The sequence below is a fragment of the Neoasaia chiangmaiensis genome, assembly GCF_002005465.1.
Taxonomy (GTDB): domain Bacteria; phylum Pseudomonadota; class Alphaproteobacteria; order Acetobacterales; family Acetobacteraceae; genus Neoasaia; species Neoasaia chiangmaiensis.
The window spans coordinates 2,955,853-2,975,849 of record NZ_CP014691.1 but is presented as its reverse complement, the minus strand read 5'-3'; the positions used below and the strand labels follow the sequence as shown (position 1 = coordinate 2,975,849).

Annotated in this window: 18 protein-coding genes; 9 read left to right on the top strand and 9 right to left on the bottom strand. The window is 62.7% G+C overall.

Translation table 11 applies throughout. The features are described 5' to 3' along the window. Positions 1-25 precede the first annotated feature (25 nt). Both ahpF and ahpC read right to left on the bottom strand, forming a co-directional pair. The gene (gene ahpF, locus A0U93_RS14105; protein ID WP_077807892.1) at positions 26-1,609 is read right to left on the bottom strand and encodes an alkyl hydroperoxide reductase subunit F; all 1,584 of its coding nucleotides are present in this window, start codon (positions 1,607-1,609) and stop codon (positions 26-28) included. Positions 1,610-1,733: 124 nt separating this feature from the next. Continuing rightward, complete coding sequence (gene ahpC / locus A0U93_RS14100; RefSeq protein WP_077807891.1) at positions 1,734-2,297, bottom strand: alkyl hydroperoxide reductase subunit C; 564 nt, start codon at positions 2,295-2,297, stop codon at positions 1,734-1,736. 143 nt (positions 2,298-2,440) lie between these two features. Between ahpC and A0U93_RS14095 the strand changes: the two genes are divergently transcribed. Continuing rightward, positions 2,441-3,361 carry a hydrogen peroxide-inducible genes activator gene (locus A0U93_RS14095; protein WP_077807890.1) on the top strand — a complete coding sequence of 307 codons (921 nt, stop codon included), beginning with the start codon at positions 2,441-2,443 and terminating at the stop codon, positions 3,359-3,361. 32 nt (positions 3,362-3,393) lie between these two features. Here the strand turns inward: A0U93_RS14095 and A0U93_RS14090 are convergent, their stop codons facing one another. Then, positions 3,394-4,629: an SMP-30/gluconolactonase/LRE family protein gene (locus A0U93_RS14090; protein WP_371862825.1), complete on the bottom strand. Its 1,236-nt coding sequence runs from the start codon at positions 4,627-4,629 to the stop codon at positions 3,394-3,396. Positions 4,630-4,806: 177 nt separating this feature from the next. Between A0U93_RS14090 and A0U93_RS14085 the strand changes: the two genes are divergently transcribed. After that, positions 4,807-5,856, top strand: coding sequence for a sulfotransferase family 2 domain-containing protein (locus A0U93_RS14085; protein WP_077807889.1), 1,050 nt, complete (start codon positions 4,807-4,809; stop codon positions 5,854-5,856). A 57-nt stretch (positions 5,857-5,913) separates the two neighbouring features. Continuing rightward, positions 5,914-6,927: a lysophospholipid acyltransferase family protein gene (locus A0U93_RS14080; protein WP_077807888.1), complete on the top strand. Its 1,014-nt coding sequence runs from the start codon at positions 5,914-5,916 to the stop codon at positions 6,925-6,927. Positions 6,928-6,953: 26 nt separating this feature from the next. Here the strand turns inward: A0U93_RS14080 and aroE are convergent, their stop codons facing one another. The 4 genes from aroE to A0U93_RS14060 form a co-directional block, all read right to left on the bottom strand. After that, a complete protein-coding gene (gene aroE / locus A0U93_RS14075; RefSeq protein WP_077807887.1) occupies positions 6,954-7,808 on the bottom strand; it encodes a shikimate dehydrogenase in 855 nt (284 codons plus the stop codon). 94 nt (positions 7,809-7,902) lie between these two features. Next, positions 7,903-8,721: a Cof-type HAD-IIB family hydrolase gene (locus A0U93_RS14070; RefSeq protein ID WP_245824922.1), complete on the bottom strand. Its 819-nt coding sequence runs from the start codon at positions 8,719-8,721 to the stop codon at positions 7,903-7,905. After that, on the bottom strand, positions 8,718-11,081 hold the full coding sequence (locus A0U93_RS14065) for a phosphoketolase family protein (protein ID WP_077807885.1): 2,364 nt from the start codon (positions 11,079-11,081) through the stop codon (positions 8,718-8,720). Before A0U93_RS14065 ends, A0U93_RS14070 begins: the two co-directional genes overlap by 4 nt. A gap of 15 nt (positions 11,082-11,096) precedes the next feature. After that, positions 11,097-12,293, bottom strand: coding sequence for an acetate/propionate family kinase (locus A0U93_RS14060; protein ID WP_077807884.1), 1,197 nt, complete (start codon positions 12,291-12,293; stop codon positions 11,097-11,099). A 167-nt stretch (positions 12,294-12,460) separates the two neighbouring features. Between A0U93_RS14060 and nagA the strand changes: the two genes are divergently transcribed. Both nagA and A0U93_RS14050 read left to right on the top strand, forming a co-directional pair. Further along, positions 12,461-13,564: an N-acetylglucosamine-6-phosphate deacetylase gene (gene nagA, locus A0U93_RS14055; RefSeq protein WP_077807883.1), complete on the top strand. Its 1,104-nt coding sequence runs from the start codon at positions 12,461-12,463 to the stop codon at positions 13,562-13,564. Positions 13,565-13,590: 26 nt separating this feature from the next. Beyond that, positions 13,591-13,989, top strand: a complete 399-nt coding sequence (locus A0U93_RS14050; protein ID WP_149026885.1) for a hypothetical protein — start codon at positions 13,591-13,593, stop codon at positions 13,987-13,989. A gap of 3 nt (positions 13,990-13,992) precedes the next feature. Here the strand turns inward: A0U93_RS14050 and A0U93_RS14045 are convergent, their stop codons facing one another. Next, complete coding sequence (locus tag A0U93_RS14045) at positions 13,993-15,063, bottom strand: CorA family divalent cation transporter (protein ID WP_077808557.1); 1,071 nt, start codon at positions 15,061-15,063, stop codon at positions 13,993-13,995. A gap of 275 nt (positions 15,064-15,338) precedes the next feature. Here A0U93_RS14045 and A0U93_RS14040 point away from each other — a divergent pair, with 275 nt between their 5' ends. From A0U93_RS14040 to A0U93_RS14030, 3 genes are all read left to right on the top strand, one after another. Further along, on the top strand, positions 15,339-15,668 hold the full coding sequence (locus A0U93_RS14040) for a hypothetical protein (RefSeq protein WP_077807881.1): 330 nt from the start codon (positions 15,339-15,341) through the stop codon (positions 15,666-15,668). 135 nt (positions 15,669-15,803) lie between these two features. After that, positions 15,804-17,108 carry an adenosylhomocysteinase gene (gene ahcY / locus A0U93_RS14035; protein ID WP_077808556.1) on the top strand — a complete coding sequence of 435 codons (1,305 nt, stop codon included), beginning with the start codon at positions 15,804-15,806 and terminating at the stop codon, positions 17,106-17,108. A 122-nt stretch (positions 17,109-17,230) separates the two neighbouring features. Continuing rightward, a complete protein-coding gene (locus A0U93_RS14030; protein WP_077807880.1) occupies positions 17,231-17,623 on the top strand; it encodes a DUF3597 domain-containing protein in 393 nt (130 codons plus the stop codon). A 37-nt stretch (positions 17,624-17,660) separates the two neighbouring features. On the opposite strand, the gene A0U93_RS14025 is transcribed toward A0U93_RS14030, so the two are convergent. Continuing rightward, positions 17,661-18,494 (bottom strand): L,D-transpeptidase, encoded by an 834-nt coding sequence (locus A0U93_RS14025; RefSeq protein WP_342743044.1) that lies wholly within the window; start codon positions 18,492-18,494, stop codon positions 17,661-17,663. Positions 18,495-18,790: 296 nt separating this feature from the next. On the opposite strand from A0U93_RS14025, the gene A0U93_RS14020 reads away from it, so the two are divergent. Continuing rightward, positions 18,791-19,915 (top strand): zinc-dependent alcohol dehydrogenase family protein, encoded by a 1,125-nt coding sequence (locus A0U93_RS14020; protein WP_077807878.1) that lies wholly within the window; start codon positions 18,791-18,793, stop codon positions 19,913-19,915. Positions 19,916-19,997: the final 82 nt, after the last annotated feature.

Genomic DNA, 19,997 nt, shown 5'->3' with positions numbered 1-19,997 from the left:
CCCGAAGGCGCCGGTCCCGGGCAATTCAGGCGGCCTGACGCGCTTCGGCAGGAACCGGCAGACGGATCAGGTAATCGAAGGCCGACAATGCCGCTTTCGCCCCCTCGCCCGTTGCGATGATGATCTGCTTGTAGGGCGTGGTGGTCGCATCGCCCGCCGCGAAAACGCCGGGTACCGACGTGGCACCATGTGCGTCCACTTCGATCTCGCCACGTTCGGTCAGGGCAATCGTGTCACGCAGCCATTCCGTGTTCGGCACCAGACCGATCTGGACGAAAATGCCTTCCAGCGCGATTTCATGCTCGGCCTCGGTCTGCCGGTCACGATACAGAAGGCGCGTGACCTTCTGCCCATCGCCCACGACCTCGGTGGTCAGGGCGCGGGTCACGATCTTCACATTCGGCAGGCTCCGCAGCTTCGCCTGAAGCACCTCATCGGCCCGAAGTTTGTCCGCGAACTCCAGCAGGGTAACGTGCTGGACGATCCCCGCCAGATCGATGGCCGCTTCCACGCCGCTATTGCCACCGCCGATCACGGCAACACGCTTGCCCTTGAACAACGGGCCGTCGCAATGCGGACAATAGGCCACGCCCTTGTTGCGATAGGCGTCTTCGCCCGGCACGTTCATATGCCGCCAGCGCGCGCCCGGCGCCAGGATCAGCGAACGCGAATGTAGGGAAGCGCCGCTTTCCAGCTGAATCTCATGCAATCCACCCGGTTCGGATGCCGGGATGAGGGCTTTGGCGCGCTGGCCCGTTGTGACGTCCACCTCATATTCACGAACGTGGCGTTCGAGTGCCGCGGCCAGCTTCGGCCCTTCCGTCTCCGGCACCGAGATGAAATTCTCGATGGCCATGGTATCGAGCACCTGCCCGCCGAAGCGCTCGCCCAGAATGCCGGTGCGGATCCCCTTGCGCGCGGCATAGACCGCGGACGCGGCACCCGCCGGTCCCGCACCGACGATCAACACCTCGAACGGTGCCTTCTCGCCGATTTTTGCCGCCGCCCGTGCTGTCGCGCCCGTGTCGATCTTGGCAAGAATCGCCTCGGCGTCCATCCGGCCAGACCCGAAGGACTGACCGTTCAGGAACACCTGCGGGACGGACATGATCTGCTTCGCCGTTACCTCGTCCTGAAACAGGGCACCGTCGATCATCGTATGACGGATGTTCGGGTTGATGACGCTCATCGCATTGAGCGCCTGCACGACATCCGGGCAATTCTGGCAGGAAAGCGAGATGAACGTCTCGAACTCATAGGTCCCGGGCAGATCCCTGATCTGGGCGACCAGATCGTCCGACAGTTTCGGCGGGTGACCACCGACCTGAAGCAGCGCCAGGATCAGCGACGTGAATTCATGGCCCATCGGGATGCCGGCGAATGTCACGCCGACGCTTTCGTCCTCCCGGCGCACGAGGAAAGACGGGCGACGCGCCGCCTCGCGCAATTCCGACACGCGCACCTTGTCTGACAGTGCGGCGATATCGCGCAGCAGTTCGTCCATCTCGCGCGATTTGGCGCTGTCGTCCAAAGCCACGTCGAGCACGATCGGATGCTTCAGATTGGCCAGATAACCGCGCAGTTGTTCCTTGATATTGTCTTGCAGCATGAGAGGAATATCTCCGGAGAGAGGAATCGGTGCTTGTTCGACAGCGCGGCGTCTCGTCGCGCGACCGGACAGTCACGGAAGGCAGGAAGCGGAACCGTAATGGCTCCGCTCCCGCCATGAATAATCAGATCTTGCCGACCAGATCGAGCGACGGCGACAGGGTCGCTTCGCCTTCCTTCCACTTGGCCGGGCAGACTTCGCCCGGATGGGACGCGACGTATTGCGCGGCGCGCACCTTGTCGAGCAGTTCGGTCGCGCTACGACCGACGCCACCGGCGGTGACTTCGATGTACTGGATCTTGCCTTCCGGATCGATCAGGAAGGTTCCGCGATCGGCCATGCCGGCTTCCTCGATCATGACATCGAAGTTGCGCGCGATTTCACCCGTCGGGTCGGCCAGCATGACATACTTGATCTTGCCGATTGCAGGCGACGTGTCGTGCCATGCCTTGTGCGTGAAATGCTTGTCGGTCGACACGGAGTAGATCTCGACACCCAGCTTCTGGAATTCGGCATAGTTGTCGGCCATGTCTTCCAGTTCCGTCGGGCAGACGAAAGTGAAGTCGGCCGGGTAGAAGAAGAAGACGCCCCATTTACCCTTCACATCGGCATCGGTCACCTTGATGAACTTGCCATTGTGGTAGGCGTCGGTCTCGAACGGCTTCAGCGGCGAATTGATACGCGGCATGAGATGCTCCCTGATTGTGTCACAGTTACTCTGACGGGCCTCTTGTCCCACGGATACGAACGACCGGGAAACAGTTCCTGTCAATATCGTTCATAGGCAGAACCGGTCTTTCCTTCAGCAGCGCCAGACGTTATCTATTGTCTATGGCCTATATTCCGCTCTCCGGACTTTCTCTACGCGACATCGAATATGTGGTTGCGGTGGATGACCTGCGCAACTTCTCGCGCGCCGCGGAACGTTGCGGCGTCAGCCAGGCCGGGCTGTCCGAACAGGTGCGCAAGCTGGAAGCGCTGCTGGACGTCACGATCTTCGAACGGTCCCGCCGTCACGTCGCGCCCACGCCCGATGGCACGCGTCTCATCGCCCTCTGCCGCGACGTCCTCGTGTCGGCGCGGACACTGATCGAAGTCGCCCGCGCCCGCAGCGGACCGCTCGACGGCGTCCTACGCATCGGTGTGATTGCAACGCTGGGGCCATATTATATTCCGGGCCTTCTGCCCCGCCTGCGGCAGAAATATCCCCAGCTTTCCCTGCAACTGACGGAAAGCATGACCGCACCCATGCTCCACAAGCTGCGGCACAACGAACTCGATCTCGTGCTGGCCGCCCTGCCGCTGGGCAGCGATGCCCTGCATGCGGAGCCACTTTTCGAAGAGCCTTTCCTGGGTGTCTTCCCCAGAAATCACGCCCTGACCCAGACGGATGAATTATCGCTGGAGGAACTCGGGGGCTCGGACCTGCTGCTGCTGGAAGACGGGCACTGCCTGCGCGATCAGGCCCTGTCGGTCTGCGGTCTGAGCGAACACGGCAGCCAGCGTCTGGCCACGAGCCTTGAGATGCTGTGGCATATGGTCGGCGCAGGGGAAGGCTATTCGCTCATCCCGCAGCTCGCCCTGCGCAACCGGGCGGAAATGGCCGAACTGGTCGATGTCCGCCCCATGACCGGCGCCAGCCGCACGATCGGGCTGGTCTGGCGCGGCTCGGACCCACGCGGCCCCGCTTTCAGGGAATTCGCGGCGTTCCTGCGCGATCACGTTCCGTCGGATTGCACGCCGATCGAATGACGGGGCCACTCGGCCCCTAACCCGCGCGGGGTCTATGACAGCCCGGCCCCTTGCGTCTCGAGACGCAGGCGGAACAGGTCGTGCCCCGCACACATATAAAGCTCGTTGCGTTTAATTCCGCCGAACGTCGGGTTGGAGCATCCGGATGGCAGACGGATACGACCGATCAGCTTGCCGGCGGAATTGAAGCAGAAGACCCCCGCCAACCCGAGCGGGCCACTGGCGCCACACCAGAGATTGCCAAACACGTCCGCCCGCATGCCGTCCGGGACCATATGATGGCCGTCGAGCATCATGTCTGAGAACAGCCGGCCATGACGCGGACGGCCATCAACCATATCGAAGGCATGGATGGTATTGTCACCTTTCGCCCCTTGCTGACCGGGGTCCGGATTGCAGGAGATCACGTAAAGCGTTTTGAGGTCCGGCGAGAAACATAGTCCGTTCGGGCTCGGCAACTGCTCCTGCGTCAGGACCGCTTCCACCGCACCGCTCTGCGCATCGACCCGAAAGACATGATCTGGTTGGCGCGCATGCCCGGCGAACTGCGTGGGCACCTCGTCGCCGAGATTCCAGCGGAGCCTGCCATCGCGATTGGCCAACCCGCCGGGCGAATCCGGATGCCCTTCGATCAGCGTATCGCCATAGGCGGGGTCGGAAAACCAGATGCTGCCATCTCCGGGATGCACGACCACGTCGTTCGGCGAATTGAGCGTCTTTCCTTCGAAGCGATCGGCCACGACGTGACAGCTCCCGTCCAGCTCCCACCGCACGACGCGACGCATATCGTGTTCGCACGTCACCACCCGGCCTGTCGTATCAAGCGTATTGCCGTTACTGTGATAGCTCTCCTGCCGATAGACGGAGAGACTCCCGTCTCCAGTGGTGTCCGATGGCACGAAGCGATATTGCTGACTCCTGACCGTGTCGCTGAGCAGCAGCATGCGCGCTTCACCCAACCAGGCCGGTCCTTCCAGCCAGCCCATGCCGGTCACGACACGTTCGATATTGGCGCCCGGGAACAGCATGGCCTTGAAGTCGGCATCCAGCGACAGGATGTCCGGGTCGGGAACATAATGCGCCGACGCATGAGCATCCCAGCGGCGGGGCGGATTGCTGACCACACTCGACGGTTCAGGCAGGGTTGCAGCCCGGCTCCGCGTCGCCAAAGCAGCCCCGGCGAACAGCATCTGCGTCAGAAAGACGCGTCGCTTCCTCATATTGGCGGTTTGCGCAGGGAGTTCGAACGGCTGCATCTTGATCCTCATTGTGACATCATATTTCTGGAACGATGCGCGCGCCGAATGGTTTGTTCTGTAACACCCCGTTTCGGTTGAGACGTTGTATTTCGCCCCGGCCATAAATTCGCGCCAATGATCGTCGCGGTTGGCGGCACTCTTTCCCGGGGAACTCATGTCCCAAAAAAAAACGACAAGGAGAGCTCCATGCTCGATCCGGTATGGCAGGCAGCCTGGGACAGCCTGCTACCGCAGCTGAAGCCAGATGACCGCATTCTTGCGCCGATCGGCGACTGGCCGACGCCACCGGTCGGAACGCTGCGTCATTATACGGACCGTATCGAGGTGCAGAACGCCTCCGTCGTGATCCTGCATAAGGGGCGCCTGAACGCCCTGCCGCGGGAGGCGCTCGTTCGCCTCTGCAACGAATGGCAGATCGTCTTCGCGAACGAGGTCTTCGTCTGTTTCCTGCGCGACGGACCCCGGCGTTTCATCAACAGCCTGCGCCGCCACAGCCGGCACTTCCTGCCGGTTCGCCACCATCTTCGGACACGGCATTTCAAGCGCCTCGGCAACACGATTTTCTTCGTTCACATCCCGAAAACCGCCGGCACGACGGTCTGGAACGCGATCGGCCATACCGTCCGGGCCAAGGCCTATTACGACAGCACCGCATCGTTCCGGGCCAATCCGCCTTCGGACGACCAGTTCGATCTTGTTGGCGGCCATATTCCGCTTGCAACATTCCAGATGCATGCGTCGCCGCAGGACCGGTTCATTGGCCTGCTCCGCGATCCGGTCCTGCGTTTCCGGGCCGCCTTCCTGCACAGCCGACGCCCCTACGAAGATCCCAAAACCTTCACGCCCACGATGCGATTGATGCGCGAACTTCCGTTCAAGGAGTTCCTCGCCCATCCGGATGCCCGGCAGGAAGCCAATCTCCAGCTGCTCATGCTTGGCGGCTCACCCGGAAACGACGACGATCCCACCGATCGCGACGTCTTCGTGCGCGCGTGCCGGGCGCTGGACAGTCCGCGCAACCTGTTCATGACGACCGATCATGTGGCGAAATTCATCGCCGACTCACGCATCATTCTGCAAACGCGCCCCAGCACGATGCCAACCCAGCATCTGAACGTCAGCGACCTCGACGCGCAGGCTGATGACCTCGCGGAATTCGCGGCATGCCTTCCCCAGATACGTGCGCTCGCCGCCCCGGAACTCGTGCTTTACGAACGGTTACGCGCGCATTCCTGAACGACACGTCATGCAGATGCCATTGTAGCGCACGCCAGCGGACGTTATGGATCACGCATGATTGCAGAGTTTTTCCGTCGATGGCGGCTTGGCCATCAGGCCGAACCGCGTCTTAGCGGCTTCACCGCGCAAGCTCCGACCGAAGCCGTCTGGCCGGGTCGGGACGAAGTGGCCCGGCAATCGGACCTGCCCGCACGCCTTCGGGCCAGCGTCATGGCCGGCTGCAAACTCGCCGGCGTTGTCGTCTGGGTGCCGCTTTCCGTCGGGTTCGAGGCCCTGCTACTCCCTGTGCCGGGGGTCTCCAAAATCCGCTGGACACGCGTCGTCTGGGGCGGGCTCTGCAAGATACTTTCGCTGCATATCCGGGTCCTGGGACGTCCGGCCGGAACGGTTGGCGGCGCGAAAGGCCGTGCCCGCGGCGAACGACCCGTGATCTATGTATCGAATCATTCATCCTGGCTCGATATCCCTGTTCTGGGCACCAAGCTCTATTCGGTTTTCGTCGCCAAGGGCGATATCGAGAAATGGCCCATCATGGGGCTGGTCTCGAAGATTGGCCGTACGATCTTCGTCAGCCGCAACCGCAGCACGACCGGGCGCGAACGCGACGAGATGATCACCCGTCTGGCGACAGGCGACAATCTTGTCCTTTTCCCGGAAGGCACGTCGTCCGACGGTTCACGCGTCCTGCCGTTCATGTCCACCTTCTTCGCCATCGCCAAGTTGCCGCGCCTGCCGAAAGGCGTCATGGCCGATGAACAAATGCCCACATATCCTCCCGGCCTGACACCACTGATCCAGCCTGTATCCGTGGTCTATGACCGGCTGGAAGGGCTTCCGGTCAACCGTGCGCAACGCGCCGTCTTTGCCTGGTATGGCGACATGGATCTCGGTCCGCACGTATGGCAGCTGCTCAAGCGCCACACGATCCGCGCGACGATCATGCTGCATCCGCCGCTCGCACCGGAGGATTTCCCGAGCCGCAAGGCGCTGGCCAATGCGGCATGGAAAGCCGTTTCGGACGGTGCGGCGCAGTTGCGTCAGAATGCGGAGATCCCGACGCCCCGATAACGCGACCTCAAGCGGCCAATCAGCGGTCAGTCCTGTGCGAAGATATCCGCGAGCGTCTTGTGCATGACCGCACCATCCAGCTTCTGGCCGAACCATAGCTCGGTGCCGACCAGCGCCTGATTCACCAGCATGCCGAGGCCGTCCAGCGTCGTGCAGCCGCGCTGCTTCGCTTCCCGCAGCAATCGGGTGACCGGCGGATTGGGAATGACGTCAGCAACGATCAGGCCCTCGCGCAAACTGTCGAGATCGATGTTCGGCAGCGCGTCCGGATCACCCAGCCCGATGGATGTCGCATTGATGAGCACTTCCGCATCCCGCGATACGGCGTAATCACCGGACCACCCTTCGGCGCTGGCCGTCGCCTGCGTGTGCTCCGTCACGAGTTTCGCGATGGCTTCCGCCTTTTCCCTGCTGCGATTGACGATCGTCAGATGCGCAGCACCGGCCAGACCCAGTTCCACGGCAATCGCCCGCGCGGCGCCACCGGCGCCGAGCAGCACGATCTTCCGGCCCTTGGGGTCCGTGACGCTGCGCAGGGACGAGAGGAAGCCCTTGCCATCCGTGTTATGCCCGATCAGCTTCCCCTGCTGGATGGCCACGCAATTGACCGCACCGATGATGGATGCCGATTCCGCCACGTCGTCGAGATATTTGATGACCTCGACCTTGTGCGGCAGCGAGCAGTTGAAGCCCACCCACTCCATCGCCACGGCGCCCCGCACGGCGGCTTCGAGATTGGCTGGCTTGACGTCGCAGTTGATGAAGCGCGCATCCAGCCGGGCATGACGATAACCGGCCTCGACCATCGCCACGGTCGGGTTGCCTTTGGATGGCGACGAGAAAGACCCGGTCAGTTGGCTTCTGAAATTGCGCTCGGCCATCGGCATATCCTTCCTAAGTGACGTCCGGGCTCATCAGGGCCGTTTTCATGTCGCCATGCAATCGTTGCACCGGCCACTTTTCAGTGACCAGCCCTCAGCGGCCGTCCTTTTCCAGAACGAAACGTTCGATACCGCTGGCGAAGCCTTCATCCTCGCTTGAGGTCGTGACATAGGTTGCCGCGCTTTTCACCGCGTCATTGGCCTGCCCCATCGCGATCGACCGACCGCTCCTGGCGAACATCAACATATCGTTGGGCTGATCGCCGATGGTGAGCATCTGCGCCGCCGGGACACCCAGAAGCCGTTCCAGCGCAAGCACCACCCCACCCTTGTTCGCATCCTTGTTCGTGACGTCCACATAATAGGGCTGCGAGCAGGCTGCGGAAGCATCATCGCCCATCGCCGCCTGCAGGTCGTGCTCAAGCCGATGCATCAGATCGGCATCGTCGCTGACGCCCGTAATCTTTACGACCCCCGACAGATCGCTCTCGATATCGCCTTCGCGCGGCGGGAACTTCACCGTCCATTGTTCCCGCGCCACATGCGGCGCATCGGCCCTCGTGACGATCCAGTCCGTGCCGGTATAGACCCATGGATCGGCACCATGGTCTCGGATGATCCCGATCACCTTTCGCGCCTGCGCCTCGGTCAGGGTGCGCATCTCGATCACCTTGCCGTGGGCATCCACCATGACGCCGCCGTTGAAGCCCGCGACCGGTTCGTCGATCGCCAACGGCGCCAGCAGCATCGCCATGCCGCGTGGCGGCCGCCCGCTGGTGATCGCAAACAGGATGCCGCGCTCGCGCAGTCGTCGCACGGCATCAATGGCACGTGGTGTGAGGATCTTCTCCTTCGTCACCAGCGTGCCGTCCACGTCGGCAAGCACGAGGCGGATCGGCAATTCTGTGGTCATGACCATTTCCAATCGCGAATTTCCGGCATGTCCTCCCCATATTGCGCCACGTAGAGCTTATGCTCGATCAGCTTGTCGTGAATGGCCTGCGTCGCATACGCCGCACGCACCGACAGGCTGGGCACATGCTTGATGACGTTCAGCACGAGATGGAAGCGGTCCAGCGCATTGCGCACCGTCATATCGAACGGCGTCGTGGTCGTGCCTTCCTCGCGGAAACCGTGCACATGGAAATTACGGGCGTTCTCGCGCTTGTAGATCAGCTTGTGAATGAGTTGCGGATAGCCGTGGAAGGCGAAGATCACCGGCTTGTCCAGCGTGAACAGGCTGTTGAACATCGCATCGTCCAGACCATGCGGATGCTGCGTCCTGGATTCCAGCGTCAACAGGTCGACCACGTTGATGACGCGGATTTTGAGGTCCGGCACATGCTTGCGCAACAGCGACACCGCCGCCAGCGTCTCGCCCGTCGGCACATCCCCCGCGCAGGCCATCACGACATCGGGCTCGCCCTCGGCATCGTTGCTGGCCCATTCCCAGATGCCGATGCCCTGCTCGCAATGCTTGATCGCCGCATCCAGACTGAGCCATTGCGGCTCCGGCTGCTTGCCCGCCACGATAACGTTGATCCGATCCCAACTCGCCAGACAGTGACGCGCGACGACCAGCAGCGTGTTCGCGTCCGGCGGCAGATAGACGCGGGCGATATCGGCCTTCTTGTTAATCACATGATCGATAAAGCCGGGGTCCTGATGGCTGAAGCCATTATGGTCCTGCCGCCAGACATGCGACGTAAGCAGATAGTTCAGCGACGCGATTGGCCGACGCCATGGCACCTCCCTGGACGTCTTCAGCCACTTCGCATGTTGATTGACCATCGAGTCGACAATGTGGATGAAGGCTTCGTAGCACGAGAAAAAGCCATGACGGCCCGTCAGCAGATAGCCCTCCAGCCAGCCCTGACAGGTGTGCTCGCTGAGAATCTCCATCACGTGCCCATCGGGCGCGAGATGGTCATCGTAATCAAGCGTTTCAGCATCCCAGGCGCGGTTCGTGACATCCAGTATGGCGTTGAGCCGGTTGGAATTATTCTCGTCCGGCGCCAGAACACGGAAATTCCGGCTGCCCAGATTCTCTTTCATCACATCGCGCAGCCATGTGCCGAGCACGCGCGTGCTTTCGCCATCGGTCGCGCCCGGCCTGTCGACGGCGACCGCATAATCTCTCAGGTCCGGCAGGCGTAGCGCGCGTTTCAACACGCCGCCATTGGCGTGCGGGTTGGCGCTCATGCGCTTGTCCCCCTGGGGCGCCAATGCGCGGATTTCCGGTCGCAGCGTGCCGTTCCCGTCGAACAGCTCGTCGGGTTTATAGCTCAGCAGCCAATCGGAGAGCAGCTTGAGGTGACCCGGATTGGTGAGATCGGTGAACGGCACCTGATGCGATCGCCAGTAGCCCTCGGCCCGTTGCCCGTCGACGGTCTTGGGACCGGTCCAGCCTTTCGGCGAACGCATGATAATCATCGGCCAGGTCGGGCGTGCCGTCTCACCACCCTCGCGCGCCGCTTTCTGGATAGCGGCGATCTGCGCGAAGGCATCGTCCATCGCGGTGGCCATGCGCTGGTGCATCGCCGCCGGCTCGTGCCCTTCCACCAGGATCGGCGCATAGCCGTAGCCCCTAAACAGCGCCACGAGTTCATCGGACGGAATACGCGCAAGAACCGTCGGGTTGGCGATCTTGTAGCCATTCAGATGCAGGATCGGCAGCACCGCGCCATCGGTCTTCGCATCGAGGAACTTGTTGCTGTGCCACGATGTCGCGAGCGGCCCCGTCTCCGCCTCGCCATCGCCCACGACACAGGCCACGACGAGATCGGGGTTGTCGAACGCCGCGCCATAGGCGTGGGATAGGGAATAGCCAAGCTCGCCCCCTTCATGGATGGAGCCCGGCGTGGTCGCTGCCGCGTGGCTGGGAATGCCGCCCGGGAAGGAGAACTGCTTGACGAGCTTTTCCAGCCCGATCGTGTCCTGCGTCACCTCCGGGAAATACTCGGTATAGGTGCCTTCCAGATAGGTGCTGGCCACGACGCCCGGCGCGCCATGGCCCGGCCCGGCGACGAACAGCACATTCCGCCCATCCCGGCGAATGATCCGGTTGAGATGCAGATAGAGGAAGTTCAGCCCCGGCGTCGTTCCCCAATGCCCCAGCAGACGCGGCTTGGTATGCTCCAGCGTCAGCGGTTCGCGCAGGAGCGGATTGGCCAGCAGGTAGATCTGCGCCACGGACAGGTAATTCGCGGCGAACCACCATTTGTCGAACAGCACGATCTCATCGGAAGAGAGAGGCATACGCGTTTCACTCATCGGATTGTTTCCTCCTTACCCTTCGCCAGGGCTGTCATCGCCGAGGCAGGCCTGAACATGTCGCCGAATGGAGGCTTCCTCATCGGCCGGTATCACAAGCACACGGACCGCACTTTCGGCAGTCGACACCACGGGTCGGTGCGCCGCGTTCGCCGCCACGTCCAGCCCGACACCCAGCCAGCCGAGTTGCGCGCAGACATCGCGACGGAACATCGCATCGTGCTCGCCAATGCCACCCGTGAAGACGATGCCATCCACGCCATGCAGGTTGGCGATCATCGCCCCCGCCTGCTCGAGGAAGCGATGTACGCAAAGATCGAGCGCCTCGCGCACGGCTGGTTCATTGCTGCGCGCGCGCAGTTCGCGCATGTCGCTCGATACGCCGGAAACGCCGAGCAGGCCGGACTTATGATAGAGCATCGTCTCCAGCCCATCAGCCGAAACACCGGCCTGTTGCAGCAGATAGAGCAGCGCGCCTGGATCGACCGCCCCGCAACGCGTCCCCATCACAAGCCCGTCAAGCACGGAAAAGCCCATTGTCGTCGCAATGCTCGTTCCCTCGCGCAGGGCACACAGACTGGCGCCATTGCCGATATGAGCGATCAGCACGCGTCCCCTTGCCAGCTCCGGAAAATCCCGGCGAAGCCGCCGCGCGATATGCTCGTACGATAAGCCATGAAAGCCGTAGCGCCTGACCCCTTGGCTTTCATAGTCACGCGGCAGGGCGAATTGCCGTGCGACCAGCGGCATCGTGCGATGGAAAGCCGTATCGAAACACGCCACCTGCGGCAGATCGGCATGCTTCTGGCGAAGGGCCCTGATCGGCCCCAGACAAGCCGGCTGATGCAGCGGCGCAAACGGCGTGAGCGCCGCCAGCTTTTCGAGAACATCGTCATCGACCAACAGGGGACTGACGAAATCCGGCCCGCCATGCACCACGCGGTGACCGACAGCCCGCAGGGCGCTCAGGCCGACATGGTCGTCCAGCCACGACATCAGCGCGTCGATGGCGGCCAGATGCGGGTCGGCACCGCCTTCCAGCGACCAGCCACGATCGACCAGTTCCTTACCCTGCGCATCGGCCGCCGTCAGTCTCGGCGCCGTCTCGATGCCGGACAGCGCGCCGGACACGAGCCGCGCGCCGGACCGGTCGAACAAGGCGAATTTCACGCTCGATGAACCGGCATTCATGGTCAGGATCGCGCTTGTCATGAAAAAAGCTCTCCCACGCCGCGCGGAGCGTCGCATTGATGCACGTCAACCGATAACGGAAGATAGCGATACTCGACATCGACCTCGCGTTGGTGTGAACACTGCAAGTCAATGGTCGGCATTCCCCGCCATCAAAAAATCATGTCTTTTTATTTCAAGGAGTCATCATGCGTCTCGAAGGCCATATCGTCCTGCCAGATCGTATTCTTCCCGGACGAGTCTCCTTTGACACGCATATCCGCTCGGTCGAACCTGACGCGGATGCGCCACGCCGCTACATTCTCCCCGGCTTCATCGACGGTCACGTCCACGGCGGCGACGGTGCGGACACCATGGACGGCGCGGCTGCCATCGACAGGCTTTCGCGTTTTCACCTGTCACATGGCACGACAACCATCCTGCCAACCACCATCACCCGCCCCTGGGCGGATGTGATGGATGCGCTGCACGCCATCAGCGAGGTCATGTCGCGCGGCGTCGCCAACGGTCCGCGTATCCATGGCGCCCATCTTGAAGGCCCGTTCGTAAGCCCACACAAGCTGGGCGCGCAGCCGCCCTTCGCCATTCCGCCAAGCCCTGAACGGGTGGCGGAGGCTGTTGGCACCGGCTGCGTGCGCGTCGTGACGCTCGCGCCCGAACTGGAACATGCGGAAACGGCCATCGCCGCCTTCGCCGAAGCCGGCGTACGGATCAGCCTGGGCCATACGACGACCGATTACGAAGGCGCGGATCGCGCCATCTGCGCCATCTGCGCAGCAGGCGGTGTGCCCGGCGGCACGCACCTGTTCAACGCCATGTCACCGATCGAGGGACGCCGTCCCGGTCCCGTCACGGCACTGATGTGCCATGACGAAGCCTTTGGCGAGATGATCTTCGACACGCATCACGTCCATCCCGCCAGCTTCCGCCTCGTCTCCCGCGTCATGGGCAATCGCCTGCTGTTCGTCACCGATGCCATGCGCGGCGCGGGACAGCCGGAAGGACCGAGCCAGCTCGGCGGACAGGACGTCATGATCGAGGACGGCGTCGTGCGTTTGCCGGGCGGCTCGCTCGCCGGCAGCGTGCTGACGCTCGACCGCGCCCTTCGCAATGCTGTGGAGAGTGGCGCATCGCTCCCGAACGCGGCCCGTCTGGTCAGCAGCAATGCCGCAGCCTATCTCGGCCTTTCCGACCGCGGCAGCATTACCGCCGGCAAGCTGGCGGATTTCGTCGTGATGGATGAGCGACTGGAGATTGCCGAGGTCTGGGTCGGCGGCGCGCGACAGGCATGAACCCCTGGCGATCTCGCGCGGTCGTCTTGTCTTGCGGGCTATCGCTTGCCGCATGTTCGCACGAGCGCCCGCTGGTCGCCATGGCGATGGAAGACACGCATCTCTGCACGAATGGCCAGTATTACAGCCTCTGGGCCATGGCCTTCCAGGACTTCATGGATCATCGCAACGAGCAGATCGGCAATTCCCCCTCTCCCAAACTGCCGATCACCTTCCAGTCCTTCTACGAGCGTCCGCAGGATCAGCAGCAGTTGCCGGGCGCCACGACATGGATCCGCCGCTGCCGTGGTGTCGTGCACACGCAGGACGGGCAGGCGTTCCAGGGGAGTTTCGTCATCGCCGAAACGCACGAACGCGGTTCGAACAGCCGTTTCAGAAGCATGGCCTGGGAAGACGACACTGCCGTCGCGCCCTACGGCCAGTAACGCCTACAGGAGCCGTGCCAGCTTCAGGAACACGCCGGTCAGCAACATGGCGATGCCGCAGACCGCACCGGCGGCGATGGTGCCCCATGCGCCCTGCGCCAGAAACATCCCGCCGGTATTCATGCCGAAGAAACCGGTGACGAACGTTGCCGGCAGCATCAACGTCGTGGCGACGGACACGATATAGAGGCGCCGGTTCGTTTCTTCCGCCTGTGACGAGCCGAGTTCGTCCTGTAACGAGCGGGCGCGGTCCTGCAATGCGATCAGGTCGTCCAGCGCGGCATGAACCTGACGTTCCGTCCGGTCCCGCAATTCGTCCTCCGCCCAGGAAGGCAATTCCAGTTCATCGTCCTTCAGCACGCGGTCGATCGGCGTCACCACACGCCGCAATTCCGTCGCGCGGCGGCGCACCTTACCGACGATACCACCCAGATGACCGAGATCGGTCCGGTGCTCGATCAGCAGCAGCGCATCCTCGGCACGGTCGAGTTCGTCGTCCAACTGGCCGATCTGGCGGCGGATCGAACCGGTGAATTCTCGCAGGGCACGATCGATCACGCCTGCCGGACTGCGCGGAATGGAATCCGCGCGCAGGCTCCGGTAGGCGGCCCCCAGGACGGGAATGGGATTGCGACGCGTGGTAATCAGCAGATCGGGACGCATCGCGAAACGCCAGGCGCAGATATCGCGATCGTCCTCCATGCCGTCGTCGAACGCCGGCATGGCGCCCCAGACGAGGCCCGGCAGGGCTTCGAGCATGATGCCGTATTCCGTCTCGGCCAGCATGCTGCGGACATCCGGCGGCAGGCAGGGCAATTCCCCCACATGCGCCCGCGCGGCGCTGTGAACCGTATCGAAATGCAGCCATGCCCAGCTTTCCGCCTGTCGCGGCCAGTTGGACGGGGGCGTCGCATCGTCCAAGATCGCTTCGATCTCGTCGGGTGCCAGTGGCGTCGGATCTTCGCCGGGGCGCGCGCGGATCGCCCAGACGAGGCCGTTCTTGAGCCCGGCCCGCGTGCCATTGTCCTGATTGCCGATGACGGTGAACGGTGTGGAGATTCGCGAACTGGACATGGCGACCTCCATCTTGCCGAAAGCATGTGCCGTCGGTTGGGGCGTGCGTCGATAAGGAAAGAACCGGCTGCCTCGAAAGACAGTCGATTATCGCAAACGTCTGGCACGCCCCGCGCCCGTATGCAACTGGCGATAATCTCGACCCCGTATAACCAATAAGCGCGTCGTTAGGGGAACCACTCTGGATACGAAATGTTATAATCCAAAAGCTGCCCTGTCAGTCGTCATCGGATGATTGTGGCTGCGCAGCAGGATCGAACGTGAAGGATAGAAAAATGCGCCACATGATTAAGGGCATGTTCGTAATCGGTCTTCTGGCATCCGGCTCGACGCATGCGTTCGCCCAGGCCACGACGACCCAGCAGCCCGATCAGGCACCCACGGCGCAGGACGCTTTCAACAAGAAGGATGCGTCTCACGTCAGCAACCCGACGGAGCAGAACAAGACCTATCCCAATCAGGCGAAGGAGCAGCCCCAGCAGGGCGCGCCCGCGACACCGGAAGCCATGGCGCCGACGGGCCAGACTTCGGACAAGACACCGGTCGCGCAGAAGATGAAGCCCCGGCATGTCCACACCAAGCATACCGCTCATAAACCGGGCTGATCCGACCACAGGCTTATAATTTTCAATACGCCCGGTTGCCTTGCGCCGGGCGTTCTTTTTTGCCGCGATGCTGGCGTCTCCAGCGCATTACCATTATACCCTGCGGCCATTCCAATGGCAGACAAGGTTCATACGATGAGCGACGCGCAGCAGGCCGACTACAAGGTCCGCGATATCTCCCTGGCCGAATGGGGCCGCAAGGAAATCTCGATCGCCGAAGGCGAAATGCCGGGCCTGATGGCGCTGCGTGAGGAATATGGCGACAGCCAGCCGCTGAAGGGCGCACGCATCGCGGGCTGCCTGCACATGACGATCCAGACGGCCGTGCTGATCGAAACGCTGACGGCGCTGGGCGCGACGGTCCGCTGGTCGTCCTGCAATATCTTCTCGACGCAGGATCAGGCCGCGGCCGCCATTGCCGCGACGGGCGTGCCGGTCTTCGCCTGGAAGGGCCTGTCGGAAGAAGAATTCTGGTGGTGCATCGAACAGACCGTCAAGGGACCGGACGGCTGGACGCCGAACATGATCCTCGATGACGGCGGCGATCTGACGACGCTGATGCACGACAAATACCCCGAGATGCTGAACGACGTCCGCGGCCTGTCCGAAGAGACGACCACGGGCGTGCACCGCCTCTGGGAGATGCAGAAGAAGGGCACGCTGAAGGTTCCGGCCATCAACGTGAACGACAGTGTCACGAAATCGAAGTTCGACAACCTCTATGGCTGCCGCGAAAGTCTGGTCGATGCCATCCGCCGTGGCACGGACGTGATGATGGCCGGCAAGATCGCCGTCGTCGCGGGTTATGGCGATGTGGGCAAGGGTTCGGCCGCTTCCCTGCGCAACGCCGGTTGCCGCGTCCTGGTCACGGAGGTCGATCCGATCTGCGCCCTTCAGGCCGCGATGGAAGGCTATGAAGTCGTGACGATGGAAAACGCTGCGCCGCGCGGCGACATCTTCGTGACCTGCACGGGCAATATCGACATCATCACCGTCGAGCATATGCGTGAGATGAAGCACCGCGCGATCGTGTGCAACATCGGCCATTTCGACAGCGAAATCCAGGTCGAAGCCCTGCGCAACTACAAGTGGGACAACGTCAAGCCGCAGGTCGACGAGATCGAATTCCCGGACGGCAAGCGCATCATCCTGCTTTCCGAAGGCCGCCTGGTGAACCTCGGCAATGCCACGGGCCATCCGTCCTTCGTCATGTCGGCATCCTTCACCAACCAGACGCTCGCGCAGCTTGAACTCTGGACGGCAAAGCCGGGCCAGTATGAGAACAAGGTCTATGTGCTGCCGAAGAAGCTGGACGAGAAGGTTGCAGCCCTGCATCTGGCCAAGGTCGGCGCGCAGCTGACCGAAATGTCGAAGGCGCAGGCCGACTACATCGGCGTGCCGCAGCAGGGTCCGTTCAAGCACGAAGAGTATCGTTACTAAGCTTCGACCAGGGCAACAGCCGGTTGTTCGTCACGCAACAACCGGCCTTCCTGAACGTTGTGACGACCGAAGCGCCCTCCCGACGGGAGGGCGTTTTTCATAAACGTTTCAAGGTTTGAATCATGAGCATCTTCAGCACGATCATGTCCAAGATCTTCGGCCACGCCGATGCGACGCCGAAAGCGGCCGCGCCAGCCTCCGAAGCCCCTGCCCCATCCCAGTCGGCGCCTGCCGCCTCACCTGCGGCGCCCGCCGCGCCGGTCGATGTGAATGCCGTGCTGTCAGGCCTCGCGGCCACGAACGGGCAGAACCTGAACTGGCGCGAATCGATTGTAGACCTGCTCAAACTGCTGGACATGGACAGTTCTCTCCCTGCCCGCAAGGAACTCGCGAACGAACTGCACTACACCGGCAGCACGGACGATACGGCGACGATGAACGTCTGGCTGATTAAGCAGGTCATGCAGAAGCTGGCGGAAAACGGCGGCAAGGTGCCGGATGAACTGAAGCACTGATTGTCATGCGGCATGGAGACATCGGTCTCCATGCCATTCAAAGCGGTCGTTCGCCGGAATCGACGACGACCAGCGCATCGCCGGCAATCGGCGATGGCGTGCGCCCCCGGGGCAACAAGGCGCGAAAGCGACCGTCATAGCTGGACGCCTGCTCATAAAGGACATCCAGCAGACCGTGGTTGTCAATGAACTTGTTCATCGTTGCCGGAATGCGCACACAGCCTTCCGATGCGGGATGACCGAGGCGACGCTCCAGAAAGTCCGGGTCCGTCGCATGGATTTCCAGACGGATATCGCCCGTCTCGTGATCGGGACGCCATCCTTTTACGGCTGTCTGCCAGCCCATGTCCCACACCCGCATTCCCTTGGCTCCGATACCGCGGATGCCGTTTTCGTTCTTTGTGCCTTCCGCACGATATCCCAGCCGATCCGGCGTGTTGATGAACACGCCGGTGGGCGTGATGTAATAGAATTTACGCCCGCTCTGCCCGGTCGAAACCGGGGTGCCGCCCAACGCCGTCCATGGCGTGTCGTCCGGGAATGCCAGAACGAAACAAAGGGCCTGCACGGAAGGGTTCCGATCCACCACCACCAGCACCTGCGGGCGGTCGATCACCGTGCTGCTCCGCGTGATCGCATCACGCGCCAATGCCACGAAACGTGCCCGCGTTTTCGGCGAATATGTCGTGAAACGGGAGACGTCACGGCGCATCCCCGCTGTCAGTGCCGCGGCCTCGGCCTCGGCCTGGCTGACATTCACGACCGGCAACGGCGGAATATCCACCGGCGCATTTTCCGGCCCGGCGGTGGGCGTCACTGGCGTGATTAGGGTGACGCCAGTGACGCCCACCGCCGGAACCGCGTTGTCCAACGCGGCATCTCTAACCGGGGCGGCACAGCCTGCGCCGGGAATCAGCAGCCCCATGGCGACCAGCCGGGAAAAAGATCGCCATTGAAAAGCTACTGAACAACGAAGCATTGTCTTTCCTCTTTTAACGGCAATACCGGCCCATCCCGGCGGCATTGCTGATCTGTACCATAAGGCATCCACGCCAGACAGCGATACGTTCGGTTTCATTTGACCTGCATCATGGCGGCAGGTCCAGCCCCGCGCTTATTCTCAGGTTCCATCATCGTCTCAAGTCGTTGCCAACCGGAGATACGACCATGCAAATCCGCGCCGCCGTTCTGCACCAGATGGGTCGCCCCACGCCCTACGCGCAGAGCCGCCCGCTGACCATCCAGACGCTGGAATTGGCGCCTCCCGGCCCCGGGGAGGTTCTGGTCCGGATCCGGGCCGCCGGGCTCTGTCACTCCGACCTTTCGGTGATCGACGGCAACCGGGCCCGCCCGATGCCGATGGCGCTTGGGCACGAGGCCGCCGGCGTCGTCGTGCAGACCGGCGAGACCGTCACCCGCTTCAAGGCAGGCGATCATGTCGTCATGACATTTACACCAAGCTGCGGCCACTGCCTGCCCTGCGCCTCGGGCCGTCCGGCGCTCTGCGAACCGGGCGCGGCGGCCAGCGGGGCTGGCACGCTGATCGACGGCGCCATCCGCCTCGCCGATCACGATCATCCTGTATACCATCACCTGGGCGTCTCCGCTTTTGCCGATCACGCCGTCGTTTCCCCGGATTCCCTGGTGAAGATCGACCCTGACATCCCGTTCGACGAGGCCGCCCTGTTCGGCTGCGCGGTGATGACCGGTGTAGGCGCGGTGATCAACACCGCGAAGGTCGAACTGGGGTCGAGCGTCGCGGTCGTCGGGCTTGGCGGGGTGGGACTGGCCGCGATCATGGGTGCCTATGCCGCTGGCGCACGGAGGGTGATTGCCGTTGACCTGTCCGACGAAAAACTGGACTTCGCCCGCACGATCGGCGCGACGGACACCGTCAACGCCGCCGCCCCGGACGCCATCGACAGGATCCGCGCCATGACAGGCGGCGGTGTGGATTACGCCTTCGAAATGGCAGGTTCGATCCGTGCGCTCGACAGTGCCGTCGCCATGACACGTCGCGGCGGCACGACCGTCACGGCCGGCCTGCCACCCGGCGGCGCGACGCTGCCCGTGGATATCGCCCGTCTCGTCGGCGAGGAACGCGCCCTGCGCGGCAGCTATATGGGCAGTTGCGTGCCAACCCGCGACATCCCGCGTTTCATCGCGCTCTATCGCGAAGGCCGGCTGCCAGTCGACAAACTGTTGAGCGCGCGGCTGAAGCTGGAGGACATTAACGAAGGCTTCGACAAGCTGCGGGAAGCCAAGGCCATTCGCCAGGTCATCGTCATGTAGGAGCTCAGCGGCGGCACCCTGTCGCGCCGCTCTTTTTGGCGGATCATACGTTTCCATGCGAGAACGCGCCGAAGCCGCCATG